This is a genomic window from Acuticoccus sediminis (assembly GCF_003258595.1).
In the GTDB taxonomy this organism is placed as follows: domain Bacteria; phylum Pseudomonadota; class Alphaproteobacteria; order Rhizobiales; family Amorphaceae; genus Acuticoccus; species Acuticoccus sediminis.
Window position 1 is genome coordinate 318,271 of record NZ_QHHQ01000004.1, and the last position, 16,821, is coordinate 335,091.

The following is a 16,821-nucleotide window of genomic DNA, read 5'->3' on the forward strand; positions in this document are numbered from 1 at the left end:
CCAGCGCCCGTCAACGCGCGGGCGCGCGCGGTCACCGGACGTTGCCGCCCGAGCCAGCGTCGCCGGGATTTCGGTGCGGGAGGTCGGCGAGGACGGCGGCACGATCCGCCGCGCTCATCGTCGCCCAGCCGGCGATCTCGTCGATGGTACGCGCGCAGCCGAGGCAGAGCCCCGTCGCCGGCGCGATCCGGCACACCTTGGTGCACGGGCTGTCGCCGGCCGCGCTCACGGGCACCGCCGGCCAAGCCGCGGCACCGTCGCGGCGCGTGGTCCGTTGTCGGCGGCCCAGGACGGGTCGACGGTCATCCGGTGCGCTTCAGGGCAGCGACGAAGAAGCCGTCGGTGCCGGTGGCGGCCGGGGTCATCGTCATCATCAGCCCCTCGGCGCTCCAGGGCATCGGCGCATCTTCGCCGGCGATATCGACCCAGGCGTCGGCCATCGAGGTCAGCGTGAAGTCCGCAGCGCGGTCCAGGAAGTCGGCGATCTGCGCCTCGTTCTCCTGCGGCAGCACGGAACAGGTGACGTAGATGAGCGTGCCGCCCGGCCGCACGAAGGCGCGCGCCTGGTCGAGCACGGCCGCCTGCTGGTCGGTGCGGCGCTCCAGCGCCTCCGGGGTGAGGCGCCACTTCGTCTCCGGCCGCCGCCGCCAGGTGCCGGAACCCGAGCACGGCGCGTCGACCAGCACCTTGTCCATCCGGCCCTCCAGCGCCGACAGGTCGGAGCCGGCGCGGTGCACCTGCGCGTTGCGCACGCCCGCCCGCTTCAGCCGCTCGAAGATCGGGGCGAGCTGGTTCTGGTCGGCGTCCGTCGCATGAAGCTGGCCGCGATTGTCCATCTGCGCCGCGAGCGCCAGCGTCTTGCCCCCTGCCCCAGCGCACAGGTCGAGGATCTGCTCGCCGGGGTGGGCGAGCACCATCAGCGCGGCCGCCTGGCTGCCAATGTCCTGCACCTCGACGTGGCCGCGCTGGTAGACGTCCTCGCGCACGATGTTGGGCGAGCGCTCCCACCCGGCGCGGGCCGGAAGGCGTACCCCGACGGGGCTGATCGGGCTCGCCGTCGCGCCGAAGCGCTTCAGCGCGGAAAGCACCTTCGCCCGGTCCGACTTCAGCGTGTTGACGCGAAGGTCCACCGGCGCGCGTGCGGCCAGCGAGGCCGCCTCGTTCACCCAGTCGTCGCCGAAATTGTCCTCGAACGCCGGGGCGAGCCAGTCGGGCACATCGGCCGCCACGTCCGGCGGCGCGTCGCCGAGGCGGTCGGCCGACAGCGCCGCGCGCTCCTCCTCGGTGAGGGCGCCCGGGCCGTGCTCCTCGGTGGCGAGCGTCTCGAGGTCGGCCGGGCCGACGCCCCAGTGGAACCGCAATGTGGCAAGCGTCGCCGCGCGCGGCGTGTCCGCCCCTGCCCGCCAGGCGGACGAGCGGCGCCAGCGCAGGACGTCGTAGACGAGGTTGCCGATCGCGGCGCGATCGCCGGAACCGGCGAAGCGGTGCGACAGGCCCCAGTCCTTCAACGCGTCCGCGACGGGTCGGTGACGCGTCTCGACGTCGGCGAGCACTTCGATGGCGGCTGCGATGCGGCCTGCAGGTCTCAACCCATGACTCCCAACAGTTGGTGCGGCGCGGCGGCGGCCGTCACTCGGCCCCCGGCCCGATGAGCTGGGGCAGGCGTTTCAGGACGTCCGCGCGAAGGCGGATCGGCGGACGCGGCGTCCCGCCGGCCGCGCCCTCGGCGAACCGCGCGAAGGCGAATGTGCGCCCGTCGTCCGTCTCGGCCCAGCCGACGAACCACGCGAGCGCGTCGCTCGGCTGCGCGACCCCTCGCGCATCGCGGTGCCAGGCCGCGCCCGTCTTGCCGCGAACGACCATTCCCGGAGCGTCGAAGCTCGGCATGATCGCCCGCGTCCCGGAAATCGCCGCGTCCGACACCGGCAGCTCGTGGCGCAGCATCGCCGCGATGAAGGCCACCTGCTCAGCCGGGCTGATCCGCAGCGAGGAATCGATCCAGGCACGCTCCATCCCGTTGCCCGTGCCGGGATCGCCCGACACGTCCACGTTCCCGTATCCCAGCCGCGCGACGTCCTCGGCATACCGGGCCGCGCCGAGCTCGCGCACCAGATGCTGTGAGTACCATACGACGGAGAGATCGAGCCACGACGTCGGGTCGGTCGGCGTTTTGACCCGGCCGGGATCGGCGGGCGGGTTCCAGACCGGAGCATGGGGCCCCGTCAGGATGCCGCGATCGAAGCCGATGAGAGAGAGCGCGACCTTGAAGGTCGAGGCCGGGCTATGGCGCTCGGCACAGGCACCTTTGCGCGCGATGAGCGCGCCCGTCGCCACGTCGGCGACGATCATGCAGCCCGGCGCACCCTCCGCGGCCGCGGCTCCGGCGGACCCGGCGCCAAGCGCAAGGACGAGGAACGCGCCGGCCACCGCGCGCCGGGACAACCCGGCGCGGCGAGCACGCGCGTTCACCGTCCGAGCCGCCATGGCCGTTACCGCGCGGACGGGTAGTTCGGGCTCTCGCGCACGATGGCGACGTCGTGGACGTGGCTCTCGGCGAGGCCGGCGTTGGTGATGCGCACGAAGCGCGCCTTGTCGCGCAGCTCCGTGAGGTCGTGCGCGCCGACATAGCCCATCGCCGAGCGGAGACCGCCGATCAATTGGTGGATGACGTTGCCGGCCGGACCCTTGTACGGCACCTGACCTTCGATGCCCTCCGGCACCATCTTCATGGTGTCGCGCACTTCGGCCTGGAAGTAGCGGTCGGCCGAGCCGCGGGCCATGGCGCCGAGGGAGCCCATGCCGCGGTAGGATTTGAAGCTGCGGCCCTGGTGCAGGTAGACCTCGCCCGGCGCCTCCTCGGTGCCGGCGAGGAGCGAGCCCACCATCGCGCAGGAGGCGCCCGCCGCCAGCGCCTTGGCGAGGTCGCCCGAGAACTTGATGCCGCCGTCCGCGATCACCGGCGTGTCGGAACCGGAGGCGGCCTTGCAGGCCTCCATCACGGCGGTGAGCTGCGGCATGCCCACGCCCGCAACGACACGGGTGGTGCAGATCGAGCCCGGACCGATGCCGACCTTCACGGCGTCCGCACCCGCGTCGATCAGCGCCTTGGTGCCTTCCGGCGTCGCGACGTTGCCAGCGAGGACCTGCACCTGATTGGAGAGGCGCTTCACCTGGGCGACGGTGTCGAGCACCTTCTGGGAGTGGCCGTGCGCGGTGTCGACGACGATGAGGTCGACCTCGGCGTCCACCAGAGCCTCGACACGCTCCATGCCGGCATCGCCGACGTTGGTGGCGGCGGCGACGCGAAGGCGCCCCTTGCCGTCCTTCACCGCGTTCGGGTAGGCGCGGGCCTTCTCCATGTCCTTCACGGTGATCAGGCCGGTGCAGTTGCCGGCTTCGTCCACCACCAGCAGCTTCTCGATCCGGTGCTGGTGGAGGAGCCGCTTGGCCTCGTCCTGGCCGACCTCGTCGCGCACGGTAATGAGGTTCCTGGCCGTCATCAGCTCGCGGACCGGCTGCTTCGGGTCATTGGCGAAGCGCACGTCGCGATTGGTGAGGACGCCGACGAGGCGGCCGCGGATGTGACCGCCGAGGCCGCCGTTCTCGACGACGGGAATGCCCGAGATCTTGTGGCTGTCCATCAGGGCCAGCGCGTCACCGAGGGTCGCGTCGGGGCCGATCACCAGCGGATCGACGATCATCCCGCTCTCGAACTTCTTCACCCGGCGGACCGCGGCGGCCTGTTCGGCCGGGGTCATGTTGCGATGGATGGTGCCCATGCCGCCGGCCTGCGCCAACGCGATGGCGAGCTCGGCTTCGGTCACCGTATCCATGGCGGCTGACAGGATCGGAATATTGAGTGGCAGCTCGCGCGTGACGTGCGTCGCCACATTCGTCTCATTCGGCAGGACTTCCGACAGTCCCGGCATGAGAAGAACATCATCGAACGTGAGCGCCTCGATCGTTGCGAGGCTCACAAACTCGGCCATCTGGGTCCCCCTTCCCGCGCCACCGTCGCGCGGGGCCGGCGGTTGGGGCCGCCGTCCGGCCTCATAGCGGGACACGGCGGGAACTTCAACGGACCTGACCGTTCATGCACGGTTAGGTGCTATGCAGCTTCCTTGGCGTCGGCGACGGCGGGGGTGCCGAGATCGTCCACCGGCAGCGTCCCGGTCGGCCGCGAGAGCCGCGCGAGGACCACCCAGTGGAGCCGCTCCTGCGCCCGGGTCAGCGCCACGTAAGTCAGCCGCTTCCAGAGCGGGATGCCGCCGTCGATCATTCCGGCACGGGCCGCGGCCTTCAGGTCCGGCGCGAACACCTGGACGTCCGGCCACTGCGAGCCCTGCGCCTTGTGGATCGTCAGCGCCGCGCCGTGGAGGAAGGTCGCGCCCATCCGGGCGACGAAGGGGAACCAGGGCTCCTCCTCCCCGGTGCGCTCGATCTTCACGATGGAGGCGCAGATGATGTTGGGCTCCTCCGCGCCGACGACGTGCATGCGCGACAGGCCCGGCTTCTTGCCCGGCCCGCGGAAGATCACCTGCGCGCCGCGGATCAGCCCCCTCGCCTCCAGCTCGATTCGCCGGTTCTGCTGCTTGGCCGGTAGCTCGATCCCGTCGCACAGCAGCGGCTCGCCCGGCAGCAGCTCGTCGTCGCCCGCCCCGTAGGCCGCGCGGAAGGCGGTGATCAGGCGGATGCGCGTCTGGTTGCGCCAGACGAGGACGGGCGAGCGCGCCATCAGGTCGGAGTTGACGCGCGGCGAGACGATGACGCGGTCGTCACGCCGCGCCGCGTCCTCCACCATCGCCTCGAACGCGGGAAAGGTGAGGTTCGGGTCGGAGAGCGCGTGCGCGAGATCGAGGATCGGGCTGTCCGCCTCCTGCCGGTGAACGCGCTCGAGGCGGACGACCTCGGCCGCCGGCATCTTGTCGAACACCATGTCGCCGCCCTTCACCGGGGCGAGCTGGGCCGGATCGCCGAAGAGGATCAGCGTCGGGAACAGCTCCTTCAGATCGGCGAGCTGGTTCTCCGACAGCATCGACGCCTCGTCGACGAAGCCGATGTCGAGCGTCTCGTCGCGCCGGCTCCAGCCGCTGATGAAGTCGCTGCCCCGGAGGCCCGCCATCGCCAGCGCGCCCACGACGGACTTGTTGGTCTCGTAGAACTTCGCCGCACGCTGCAGCATCTCGTCGGTGTAGCCCTCGGGCTTCTCGTCGCGCTCGCCCTGGATCCAGTCGACGACGGCCTGATAGGCCTCGTCGAACACCGGGCGGTAGAGCAGACGGTGCAGCGTGACCGCCGGCACGCCGCGCTGGCGCAGGACGCTGGCGGCCTTGTTGGTGGGCGTCACGATGGCGAGGCTGCGCTGGCTCGCCTTGCGCTTCTTGTTGTCGTCGGGCGCGGCGATCTCGACGCCGGCGCCTTCCAGGTCCTTGACGAGCTGGGCGAGGACGTGGGTTTTGCCCGACCCGGCCTTGCCGACGACGGCGACGGTGCCGGAATCATGGTCCGGCTCGTCCGTGGAGCGGGACAGGATGTCGACGCCGCGCTCGGAGAGGAGCTTTGCGACGCGCGACCACGCGGTGGCCTGGTCCGTTGCGAAATCGCTGTGAGGGCACGGGAAATCGCTCGTCTCGTCGCCCGCCATCACCCCTCCCCACACAGCCCGATTCGGCACAACACGGAACAAGAGTAGCACACCGGCACGCCGAGGCCGACTGCCCGCAGTCCTTCCCGCAAGGTCTCTCGGTCCGGTTCGGATGGAACGGACCGCGTCTCACGAGGGGCTACGCCGCCGCGTCCGCCCCGGCAAGGTTGACCGCTGCCTTTCAACGACAACGGGCCGCCCGCACCCAAGGCGGACGACCGGCGCAACGAGAAAGGGCGGCCGCGTGGGCCGCCCCTCGGGGTTTGCAGGGTCGTCGCGGTCAGTCGTTGCGCAGGGTCACCGCGTCGACGACGATCTCGCGCTCGCCGAGGGTCCGCGGGTCGACGAAGACGCCCATCGCCTCGAACATCAGGCGGATGTTGCGCATGATCCGTGCCCGGTCGGCCTTGGTCTTGTAGCGGTAGGTCACGCGGGTCAGCGACTCGTCCTCCAGCTCGAGGTTCGAGTAGCAGGACCAGGAGGACATGAACTCCTCGATGGCGTTCTTCTGCCGCGCGTCGATCCCCGTGAAGGTCAGCAGGTAGGTCACGGGGAGGTTGTCGCAGCCATAGCCACCCGAGGACGGGCCGCTCAGCACGGCGCCGTGCGTGGTGCCGCCGTCGATCGCGACGTTCGCGCCCGGCGCGCCGCCGGCGCCGCCGCCGGACGTGTGCAGCGAGCCGTACTGCTGGCCGATGATCGAGGCGATCTGGATCGCGATGCGGTTGGCCGCATCCGAGGCCATGCGGCCGAGGTTCTCGGTCACGGCGTCACGCACGCACTGGTCGTCCGGCGCGATGTCGGCGATCTGGGTGGCGCAGCCCGTCAGCGGGATGCCCTCGGTGTCGAGCTGCACGTTGTCGCCGGCGAGGACGCGGCCGTCACGGTTGAGGACGCGGTACTGCATCGAGGCGCGCAGCAGCGAGATCTTGGTGTAGGGGTGCGGCACGGCCTTGGCGTAGACGGTGTAGAGGACCACCGCGTCGATCGACTGGCCCGGGAAACTGAAGGCCAGCGACAGAAGCTCGGCGTCCTGGCGGCGCTCGCGGTTCGGGTCGTAGCCGAGGCCGCTGTCCACGATGACGGCCGTCTCGTCGTAAACGTCGAGGCCGTCGAGACCGTATTGCTTCAGGTAGGACCCGATGGCCGGGCCGTTGAGCGCCCCGTTCCACACGTTCAGCATGCCGCGCTGAACCTGGATGCCGCGGCGCAGGGAGTTCGGATCGGCATCCGACTGCATCACGATGACATCCACCGTCTGAGCAGCAGCGGCCGAGGCGGTGCCGGCGAGGGCACCCACCGCCATCACGGCGGCAGCAAAGGATTTCAACATTCTAAAACTTCCCCCGTAGACCGATCGGCTCAGTTGCCGATGGCGTTGTTCACGTCGTCGATGGCGGAGTTCGTGCCGCCCAGTCCGATGGCCTCGTTCCGCTGCGGTGGCACCGGAGCCTGGCCGTATTGGGGCTGGGCGTCGAGGCATTCGGCCGGCGTCCGACCGGCGCGGAAGTCATCGAGACCCTGCTGGTTGGGACGTGGGTCCGAAAGCTGACCCGTCCGAGTGTCGCAGACCACATTCGTGCTGTTCTGCTGCGGCACATATTGCGGCGCGACGGGCTGCACGGGCGCGTACTGCTGCGCCGGCGCCGGCTGAACCGGAACCGCCGCCGTCTGCGCGGAAGGCGTCGCGTCGTAGGACGCTCCGCCGCTCGCCACCGGCGCCGAGCTTTCCGGCTCGATCACGGTGAATTCGACGCGCCGGTTGATCTTGTTGGCGCCGGCGCGCGGGTCCTTGAGCTCGGTCTCGCCGAACCCGACCGGCTGGAGCCGGTCCGGCGAGATCTTCCAAACGTCAATGAGATAGGCCGTCACCTCGTAGGCCCGGCGTTCGGACAGCCACTGATTGTAGTCGTCCTTGCCGACGGTGTCGGTGTGCCCGCCGACGAGGAAGAGGTCGTCCCGAAGCTGCTCGGACGAGAGGGCCTCGCCGAGGATGTCGAGGGTATCGCGGGCCTGACGGGTGAGCTGGAAGGAATCAAATCGGAAATTGATCGTGAAATCCTTGGTGTGGTTGTAGTTCAGAACCACGGGAATTTCTTTGATCGCGGCGTTGGTCAGGTAGATGTCCTGATGCGCGATGTCCGGACGGACGTGCAGCGTGCGCGACTTCACGTTCTGACGGTAGGCCGGCGTGTCCGCAGGGCGACGGTCGAGTTCGTTGATCAGGCTGTTGATCTCGTCTGCCGTTCGCTGTCCCTGCGCCCAGGTCGGCGACACCGACAGGACGAGGGCGACAACGCCGGCGCCGATGAAAAGTCTTTTCGATGTCACGGGGTGTCCCCTCAATCGTTGGCAAAAGCGTCGGTGATCCGGTTCGATACGTTCGGGCTCGTGTGTTGTTCGAACGCGCCCGATCCGGCCGGCTGGGCCTGCGTGGCCGTCACCCCCGCTGACGGTTGCGGTGTCGTCAGTTCCTGAAACGCGCTGTCCTGCGGCGAGCCAGCGGCCGGTGCGGCCGCCCCCACGTTCGGACGGGGCGTCGTCTCGTAAGATGAACTGGAAGGACGAGACGCGACCTGGCTCGCCGTGCCCGGACGCAAGGTGTCGAGGGCGGCGCGGATGACGCTGGCGCGGGTCGCGAGATTGTAGCTGCCGGCGTCGCTCTTGCTCAGGCCGCCGGTGTGGTGGAGGCCGACGGGCTGGCGATCGACGTTGACGATCAGCCCTCCGGACGAGCCCGGCAGCGTATCGCAGACGTGGCGCAGCTCGGTCGGCCGCGGCGACGGGTCCTTGTAGGCGAAGCACTCGTGCACGGTCATCATCTTCGGGCGGCCGGCCGGGTGGTGCAGGATGGTCAGGCGCTCACCGGGCTGGGCGTCGGCGGGCTCGAAGTCGAGCGGCGTGAGGCCGGCGGGCAGCGGCGCGGTCAGGCGGACCAGCGCGAAGTCCAGCTTGTCGTCGGCCATCACCGGCCGGGTCTCGATGGGGATCCGCACCGCGTCGGGGTCGTCCTCGTCCTCGTAGCCGAGGAGGATGGAGGCCTGACGGATGTCCTCCCCGAAGCCCGGGATGCAGTGATAGTTGGTCAGGACGAGGTCGGTCGCGACGATCGTCCCGGTGCAGGTCGACGTCAGCTCGCGCCCGTTGACGCTGATCAGCCGGTCGAGACGGACGACGCGGTCGGACACCTCGCGCAGCTTGTCGTCCGTCCGCAGCCGGCCGACGCGCTGGAAGATGTCCCCGCGCTCGATCACCTGTGAGACGGCCGAGCCCTGGCTTTCACGCAGACGGAGCGTGACCTGGCCGTAGTCGGACCCTGGAAACGTGCTCGGCTGGGCGAGGGCCGAGGCCGTCCCGATCGCTGCGAAAAATAGCCCAGCAAGACCCAAGCGCATGGCAAGCTCGCATCCAAAAATTGTCTGGTCCAGGCCTTAAAGTTGTAGACGAAACGTCGCGGCGCTGGCTAGAGCCCTCAGATCAGGACGCTTCGACGCGGATCCAAGCGTAGATCTCTGAAATGTTTGTGATCTGCCGAAACTCTTTAGCCAGCGATTCCACCTCGTTCCAGTCCAGGTAGCGCTGCGCTTTGTGGGCCTCCAGCCAGCGATTCAGCAGCGCATTCGGCGCACGGTTCTTGATGACAAAACAGTGAAACAGAATTGTGCCGGGCGCGAGAAGCTTTTGGTCCGGCTTGTTGAGGTCATGAGGGATACGGTAAGTCTTGGCGTCGAGGGGCCGGTTCGCCGAACGCTCGGAAAACGGATAGAACACCAGCCCGTTCGCCTCGTCCTCATCCTGCAGCAGCGCCCAGCAATACGGGAAGACCGGCTGATCGATGGTCAAGTCGATCTCCAAGAGGTCGCCGACCTGGAACGGTGATGCCAGCGGCGCCATCGTCGACTGGTGGGCCTCGCTCTTGCGCGCGTTGGCGAGGAAGATCTCGAGCCGGTTGTCCCTGCCGGAGGAGGAGGCCGATCCGTCGACGCACCGCTTCAGCGCCCCCGGCTGCAGCGCCACGATCCGCGATTCACCCGGCCGGCGCCGCGCCCCGTCCCGCCAGGTGAAGGTGATCACCGCAACGTCGTCGGCATGCTCCTCGGCGATGCGCACCGAGGTCGTGGCGAGGACCTGCAGGTGCGGCACCGTCTCCGCCTCGTCCGGCGACAGCGGCACGAACGCCCGGCCCGCCCCGTCCGAGACGGCGATCCCCGTGTTGTCCTGGATCTCGCGCGCGGCGTCGAACAGCTGGCGCGTGAGCTGCTCCGACGAGACGGCGCAGCGCTGTCCCTCCAGCTTGGAGGTGACCATGAACGGCACGTCCTCCTCCGCCCCCAGGTTGCGCGGGATCGTCGTGCGCAGGCCGTCCCTCAGGGTGGCGTTGATGTCGTAGATGTCGACCGCCGTCGCCGAGAAGGGCGGCGCCGGGACGCGGTCCAGCGTGTTGGTGTTGAAGTGCCACTGCCGCGTGGCGCTGTCACAGATGCGGCCGTCCTTCTGGGTGAGCACGATCTCGATCTTCAGCCGCGCGATGTCGAGGTGGTTGCGCACCACCGAGGCGCGCAGCACCGTCTGCGACTCCTCGAAGTCGGCCACGACGTCGGACGCCGAGGCGCGGTCACGGGCGAAGACGCTGCCCTCGTTGACCGTGCTCGCCACCGCCTCCCCCGACATCAGCACCCAGGTCTTCGGGATCGCCTGCTTGATGATCTCGTTGAGCTTCTCGCGCACCGGGGCGGACAGGTACGGGTCGCGCTCGGTGATCTCGGAGAAGCGGACGCGCCGATCCTCCAGCCGCTGCGAGCAGAAATAGAGTGTCGCGTCGTCCTCGTAGAGGCGCAGCAGCCAGTCGGCGATGTCCTCGCGCAGGTCGGCGGTTTCGGCGCGGGCGGACGACGCGCCGCCGATTGCCCCGCCGACAGCCATCAGGGCTGCCAGTCCGACTGCAGCCACATGCATGACGACGTTGGGCATCGGCACCTCCCACAGGGCGACCAAGGGTCTCCCTCTAGTTAGTAGCGCCTGATGGCCCTCTGTTCACGCACCGTGTCGCTCACGGGTTTCAAGATGCCGAGAGCATCGAGTGCGCCGAGCGTCACGCCGGGGGGCAGGTGATGGTCCTGCGTGAAGGTGTTCAGCGCCTCGGACCAGCTCTCGCGGAAGTGACCGTCCGCCGGGCCGGGGTGAAGGTCGGCCCGGATCATCGCCTTCTGCAGCATCGTCCAGTGCCGGGGCGAGAAGAGGTAGGAGATGTCCATCGCGAGCACCGCTTCGCCGTCGCCGGTGCCGGCGATGGACGCATCCCTGGCGAGGTCGAGCGCGCCCGGCAGGTCCCAGCCGACCCCGAACCCTTCGACCTTGAGGTAGGCGGCGAGCGCCTCGGCGGCGGGCAGACGGTAGGCGGCGCCGCGCATGGCGATGTCGTAGGCCGCCTCCAGATTGGTGAGGCGGTACTCCATCAGCGCGAGATCGCCGAGCGCGGGGTAGTAGCCGGCGTCGACGAGCCGGGAGAAGGACTGCCGCGCGGCGATCAGCGTCGAGTAGGTCTCCGGGTCGAGGCGCACCTTGGCGACGGCGGCGAGGTAGCGCGCGCTCATCCGCTGCGCGGCCGGACCCTTGAGGAGCGACAGGCAGTCGAGCTCGCGCTTGGGATCGGACGGCGCCTTGCACCGGGCGACCTCGCACAGGTCGCCCGCGCCGTCGCACAGGCCCAGCTCGCTGGCGAGCTTCAGCGCCCGGTCCGGGCTCGGTGCATGCTGCAGCAGCACCCGGACGGCGCCGCGGTGCGCATCCGGATCCCACAGCGCGGCGATGCAGTTCGCGGCCGTCCCCAGCGGAAGCTCGGCGACCTGCCGGTCTGACGTGCCGAAGACGTAGCCGAGCGTCCCGCGCGGCGCCTCGCCGATGCGGGTGCACACGTCCGAGCTCGCCGCCGTGGCCCGGCTCAACGCAACCGTGATCGGTGCCTCGACCGGGCTATGACTGGTCGCCGGCGCCAGGGCCAGCGCCGCGATCAATGCCAATATCAGGCCCATGCCCTACTCCATACTCGACGACGGGCTCGAAACGGACACGCATACCGTTGCCGATACGCTCGAACAGGGACTGCACTTCACTCTCATAAAGCGAGACGCAGCCCCACGTCGCCGCCCGGCCGATCTTGCGTGCATCATTGGTGCCATGGATGAGGTAGTACTTCCAAGTCAGATTGATGGCGCGCGAGCCGAGCGGGTTGTCTCCGCCGCTCGCGACATATGCCGGGAGGTAGGGGTCGCGCTCCCGCGCCCGCGGCGTCGGCGACCAGGACGGCTCGACGCGCTTGAAGGTCACCCGCGTGCGGCCGAGCGGGTGGTGCGCCTCCGGCCGGCCGACGGCCACGCGGTAGAGCTCCACCGTCTCCGGCAGCTCCTCGCTGCGCCAGAAGAGCCGGCGGTTGCGCATGTCCACCACGATGTTCTCCCCCGGCGCGAACACCGGCGCGGCACTGGCCGGCAGGGTGAGGCGCGACCGCGTCTGGCCGAGGACCATCTCGGTCAACCGCAGCCCGTCCGCCGACGCGGGTGCGGCGGCGGACACGGCAGCAGCGGCCATGGCGACCACCAACGCGGCGGTCGGCCCCCTCCCGGCGCGCCCCTTCGCGGCGCGATGCATCGGGCGGCCCCTCAACGCGGTCATTCAGCCGCCGGCGACGGGGCTGTAACCGAGCGTTTCCAGAAACCGGTCGACCATCTCCCGCTGCACCGTCGACCCATGCTCGGCCTCCACGTTGAAATACGGACGACCGTCGTTCAGGACGACGTGGTTTGAGAAGGAGCAGTCGCTGTTTTTCCGCGTCACATGCTCGTGAACCACGCTGAGACCGGCCTCGTTGAGCTTCTGGCGGATCGCCGTCGCGTCCCTGTCGTCGGCGATCGGTCTCGGTCCGGCGATGTAGATGAGGTCGTCCGGATCGCCGAAGCGACCGGAGGAGATCGGGTAGCCCTTCTCCTTGTCGGTCCAGACCCTGGCGGTGATGCCGCCGCCGTTGGTGTTGTTGTGGGCCGAGAAGATGTGCGGCCGGCCGACGAAGAGGCCCATCACGAAGGCGGTATAGGTCGGTGTCGCCCGGCGGATGCGGCAGGGCCGCGCGTCCGCGTCGGTGGTGGCGAAGTAGCGGTTGGGGTCGATGCCGCGATAGAAGCGCGTCTCGTCGCCGGCGACGGCCACCATCCGTCCGCCATAGCGCGCGACGGCGTAGACGGCGGCGTCGAACGCCTCCGCCTCGTTGTCGTGCGGCAGGTACCAGACCGGTCCGTCCGGATGGTTCCGGTTCTCCACCGACACGAACGTCCACGTGATGGCGCCTTCGGTGAGCCGCACGCGGCCGACGCAGAGCCCTGCCCTTGCGATCGCGCCCCGGTTGCGCCGGACGTCCGGGTCGGCGTCGCCCCCGGCGTCGTCGCAGCCGGATGGCGTGGCGACCGCCGCGGCGCCCGGGGCAGCGCTGGCGGCGGCGGCCTTCAGCGCGGCGCGCACGTCCGGGGCGACGGGGTTGGGTCGCGGCAAGTTGATCGGCGACAGGTCCGGCGTCGCCCCTTCGGGAAAGAACCCGGCGTCGGCGAGGCTGCGCCGCAGCTCCGGCGGGACCGCCGCCGCGTCGGGCCCGGCAGACCCTGCATCCGCATCGGCCGGGCCGACACCCGCGATCGAGGCGACCGGCGGCGTCCGCAGGTCCCCCTTCTCGGCCGCCGCTTCCGCCGAGCCCTGCGGCGCGGTCTCGCCCGCCGCTCCCGTGGCGTTTTCCGGCGCAGCTCCGGCGGCCGCCTCGGCCGCGGGCGCCGGGGCCGGAGGCGCGAAGGGGGATGCGGGATCGAGCGCCGCCGGCTCGTCGGCCTTGCCCATGCGCATCACGAAGGCGCGGGCGAACACCTGGTCGTGCATCTCCGACGGGCTCGCCCGAAGCTCCGCCGCGAGGGAGGCGAGATAGGCCATGGGATAGGGACCCGCCTCGGTGTTGAAGGGCGAGACGTCGATCCGGTAGGCGCCGCGCGCCCGCGCGTCGTTGCCGTAGTCGTCCTCGCCCATCCGGCCGAGCCGCAGCAGCGCGATGCGCACGTAGCAGGCGAGCTCGCTGTCCGTCGCGACGCCCAGCAGGAGATCGGCGAGCCGAACGTTGTTGGCTTCGGCCCTCACGGTGTTGCAGGCCTCGAGGTCGAAGGCCGCGGCGCCGGTGGTCGCCGCCGCGACCATCGCCGCCCCCGCGATCGCCGCCGCCCGCAATAAGAGGCGCATAGACGCTCCCCGAGCCCCCTTCACCCATCGGCTGAAACTCTGCGGGGCAGCGCTCGCCGGGGTCAACCCCTGCGCGAGCTTCGCCGGGCAGCTCTCAAATTCAGTCACATTCGCGCGCGGGCCGGGACACGACGTTAATGTAATGTTAAGATTTGCAGATCCGTCCCCGGGAAGATCCGAGGTATTCCCATGTGCCGCGCCCTGCGCGTTTTCGCTGTCCTGATCGGCCTGATCGCCATTGCTCCGGCGGCCTGGAGCGATGCGCGCACGGACGCCATCACCGCAGCGGTCGAAGCGGGCGACAAGCGCTACGCCATCCTCGTGGGCGTCGGCGACTACCGGCAGGCGCCGCCGGTCGCGTTCGTCAAAGAAAATCTCGACCAGATGGAAGCGATGATGACCGACGTCTTCTTCGTGAAGCAGTCGAACATCCGTCGCATCGAGGATCCGGACCGGCTGGACCTCGCGGAGATCTTCGGTTTCGAGAAGGGCGAACCCGGAAGTCTCGCCGGCCTCGACATCAAGGAGGACAACGCGGAGCTCTTCGTCTACTTCGTCGGCCACGGCTCGCGCGACCTGCGGGCCTCGGGCACGTCCGACGCGGCCTCGGCGGAGGGCTTCCTCCTCGCCACCAACTCCCGCCCGTCGACGCTGCGCCACACCGCCTACTCGTACGACCTCCTCGTCGAGAACCTCGACAAGGTGCAGAAGCAGCGCTTCCCGAAGGGCCGCGTCGTCGTCTTCATGGAAAGCTGCTTCTCGGGCGAGACCGCGGACGGCGAGCCGCTGAACCCGTCGATGGCCGCCGCCCTCCTCGCCCCTTCGGAAGGGTGGGACGAGACCGCCGACCGGTTCGACGTCATCGCCGTCTCCGCCGCCGCGGCCGACACGCCCGCCTACTGGGACCACCAGCGCCACGAAGGCGTCTTCACCGGCGCGCTCGTCACCGGACTGCGCGGCGAGGCGGACACGCGGGCCGGCAACAACGACGGCGTGGTGAGCTTCGAGGAGCTGCGCGACTGGCTCTCGACCTCGGTGCCGAGCCGCACCGCCCAGCTCGGCAAGGGCCGGCAGACCCCGCAGGTGTCCGAGCATGCCGAGGGTGCACTCGTGCGCCTCGCCAGGCTGGAGCCGAGCGGCGGCGGCACCGGCGACGTCGAGAACCTCAGCCTCGAGTTCGAGCTGCGCGAGCTGAACCTGCGCGCCGATCAGGTCGACGCGCGCGACTGGCCCGCCCTCAGGACGCTCGACCAGGACATCAGCGACTTCGTGAACCGCTGCGACGGCGACGGCTGCCGCGTCTTCCTGCCGACCATCATCCCGCTGCGCGAGGTGACGGAGATGCACCTCTCACGCTGCAAGGCCGCCTCGGAGATCGCCGCCAAGTGGATGAGCGCCGGCTCCTTCCGCAGCGTGGAGCGGCTCGACGCGCTGTGCGTGGCGCCGGACGTCGTCGCGGCCTGCGTCGCCGGACAGGACCCGGCCTCGCGCGCCTGCACCTGCGTCGCCGACCCGTTCGCGCCGAGCTGCACCGCCGAGGCGGTCGCGGCCTCCACCTGCCCCGCCGACGCCGAGGCCGCCGCGGCCCTCGCCGCCGAGACGCGGAGCCTCGCCCCGCTCGACGACTTCGCCGCCGCATCGCCCGACTGCGCCGCCGAGACCGCCGCGACGGTGGCGAGCGCGCGCGAGGCGGTGTGTGCGGCGGGCGAAAACGACGGGGGACCGGTGCCGGCAGGTCTCGAGGCGTGTCCTTTCGCGGTCGCCCTCCGGGACCGGCAGTCGGCTCAGGACGCCTGCATCGCCGCCTACCAGGAGGCGAAGACCGGCCCCGCCGGGACGCTCGCCCGCTTCCTCACCGAGCACGAAGCCTGCCCGCAGTACGTCAACGCCGTCGCCGAGCGCGACGGGCGCATCAACCGGGCGATCCAGGCCGCCGAGATCGCCCGCAGCCGGGCCGAACGCGAGGCCGCCGCGGCGACGCTGGGCGAGCTCTCCACCACCTTCAGCGCCACCCTGTCGGACGCGGCCGTGAAGCGCCTCACCGACCTCGGCGAGACACTCGCCGTCCCCACCTGCAGCGCCGCCTACAAGGACGCAGAGAGGGGCGGAGCGGACGCGCTCGCCCGGTTCGCGACCGAGCGGTCCGACTGCCGCACCGAGGTGGCCGCCGCGCGCGACCGCCTCGCCGGGCAGCGCTGCCGGGACGAGTACGAGAAGGTCGACGCCAGGGATCCGGTCGAGCTCTACCGCTTCGCCCAGGGCCATCCGAGTTGCCCGACCGAGACGGCGGATGCGGAGCGGCTGATCGAAAACATCGGACGCGAGTGCATCTACGACGCGCAGAACGGGTTGAGCGCCCAGCTCGACGTGATCAACACGGCGCTGGAGAAGCTCGGCGGCTGCCGGCGGATCACGCTGCTGTCGCCGGCCCTCGACGGCCCCTACGCCGGGGCGGAGAAGACCCTGCGCAACCTGCAGCGCGCCCTCGCGCTCGCCGCGGCGCAGCAGGCGGCCGACCCGCAGCCCAAGCCCGGCCCCGGCTACACGCCCCCTCCGAGCTACCAGCCTCCGGCGAACACCCCGGCGCCCAGCTCCGCCCGCTCCGTCGCGATCTACTCCGGCGTCGACTTCTACGGTTCGGACCTGACCTCGACGGGTCTCGGCGCCTCGTCGACGATGGAATGCGCGCAGATCTGCGCCAGCAACAGCCGGTGCAGCCACTTCACCTACAACGCCAAGGCCAATGTCTGCTTCCCGAAATACGGCTATGGCCGCGTCGAACAATTCCGCGGCGCCCACTCCGGGATCATCCTCTATCCGGGCCAGAGCGCGCCGGTCCTGCGGGACGACAAGGGCCGTGTCGCCACGGCCACGCGAACGAGCCAAGTATACTGAGGAGTTTACGTTAC

13 protein-coding genes are annotated in these 16,821 nt (G+C 70.1%); 1 reads left to right on the forward strand and 12 read right to left on the reverse strand.

The genetic code is table 11. The features are described 5' to 3' along the window. Positions 1 to 31: 31 nt before the first annotated feature. From DLJ53_RS19620 to DLJ53_RS35280, 12 genes are all read right to left on the reverse strand, one after another. On the reverse strand, positions 32 to 229 hold the full coding sequence (locus DLJ53_RS19620; protein WP_226580821.1) for a DUF1289 domain-containing protein: 198 nt from the start codon (positions 227 to 229) through the stop codon (positions 32 to 34). A 73-nt stretch (positions 230 to 302) separates the two neighbouring features. Further along, positions 303 to 1,589: an RsmB/NOP family class I SAM-dependent RNA methyltransferase gene (locus DLJ53_RS19625; RefSeq protein WP_111348358.1), complete on the reverse strand. Its 1,287-nt coding sequence runs from the start codon at positions 1,587 to 1,589 to the stop codon at positions 303 to 305. A 40-nt stretch (positions 1,590 to 1,629) separates the two neighbouring features. After that, positions 1,630 to 2,349: a class D beta-lactamase gene (locus tag DLJ53_RS19630; RefSeq protein ID WP_202913248.1), complete on the reverse strand. Its 720-nt coding sequence runs from the start codon at positions 2,347 to 2,349 to the stop codon at positions 1,630 to 1,632. A 140-nt stretch (positions 2,350 to 2,489) separates the two neighbouring features. Further along, complete coding sequence (gene guaB, locus DLJ53_RS19635; protein WP_111348362.1) at positions 2,490 to 3,989, reverse strand: IMP dehydrogenase; 1,500 nt, start codon at positions 3,987 to 3,989, stop codon at positions 2,490 to 2,492. A gap of 119 nt (positions 3,990 to 4,108) precedes the next feature. Continuing rightward, positions 4,109 to 5,644 (reverse strand): ATP-dependent DNA helicase, encoded by a 1,536-nt coding sequence (locus tag DLJ53_RS19640; protein ID WP_111348364.1) that lies wholly within the window; start codon positions 5,642 to 5,644, stop codon positions 4,109 to 4,111. Positions 5,645 to 5,924: 280 nt separating this feature from the next. Continuing rightward, positions 5,925 to 6,977 carry a hypothetical protein gene (locus DLJ53_RS19645; protein WP_146620036.1) on the reverse strand — a complete coding sequence of 351 codons (1,053 nt, stop codon included), beginning with the start codon at positions 6,975 to 6,977 and terminating at the stop codon, positions 5,925 to 5,927. Positions 6,978 to 7,006: 29 nt separating this feature from the next. After that, positions 7,007 to 7,975 (reverse strand): OmpA family protein, encoded by a 969-nt coding sequence (locus tag DLJ53_RS19650; protein ID WP_162409401.1) that lies wholly within the window; start codon positions 7,973 to 7,975, stop codon positions 7,007 to 7,009. 11 nt (positions 7,976 to 7,986) lie between these two features. Beyond that, positions 7,987 to 9,039, reverse strand: a complete 1,053-nt coding sequence (locus tag DLJ53_RS19655; protein WP_111348368.1) for a trypsin-like serine peptidase — start codon at positions 9,037 to 9,039, stop codon at positions 7,987 to 7,989. Between the two features lie 82 nt (positions 9,040 to 9,121). Then, positions 9,122 to 10,615 carry a hypothetical protein gene (locus tag DLJ53_RS19660; protein ID WP_146620038.1) on the reverse strand — a complete coding sequence of 498 codons (1,494 nt, stop codon included), beginning with the start codon at positions 10,613 to 10,615 and terminating at the stop codon, positions 9,122 to 9,124. Positions 10,616 to 10,653: 38 nt separating this feature from the next. After that, positions 10,654 to 11,676 carry a hypothetical protein gene (locus DLJ53_RS19665; RefSeq protein WP_146620039.1) on the reverse strand — a complete coding sequence of 341 codons (1,023 nt, stop codon included), beginning with the start codon at positions 11,674 to 11,676 and terminating at the stop codon, positions 10,654 to 10,656. Next, positions 11,618 to 12,232 (reverse strand): L,D-transpeptidase, encoded by a 615-nt coding sequence (locus DLJ53_RS19670; RefSeq protein ID WP_162409403.1) that lies wholly within the window; start codon positions 12,230 to 12,232, stop codon positions 11,618 to 11,620. Before DLJ53_RS19670 ends, DLJ53_RS19665 begins: the two co-directional genes overlap by 59 nt. 84 nt (positions 12,233 to 12,316) lie before the next feature. Then, positions 12,317 to 13,912: a hypothetical protein gene (locus DLJ53_RS35280; protein WP_162409405.1), complete on the reverse strand. Its 1,596-nt coding sequence runs from the start codon at positions 13,910 to 13,912 to the stop codon at positions 12,317 to 12,319. 189 nt (positions 13,913 to 14,101) lie between these two features. Between DLJ53_RS35280 and DLJ53_RS19680 the strand changes: the two genes are divergently transcribed. Further along, complete coding sequence (locus DLJ53_RS19680) at positions 14,102 to 16,807, forward strand: PAN domain-containing protein (protein ID WP_111348376.1); 2,706 nt, start codon at positions 14,102 to 14,104, stop codon at positions 16,805 to 16,807. Positions 16,808 to 16,821: the final 14 nt, after the last annotated feature.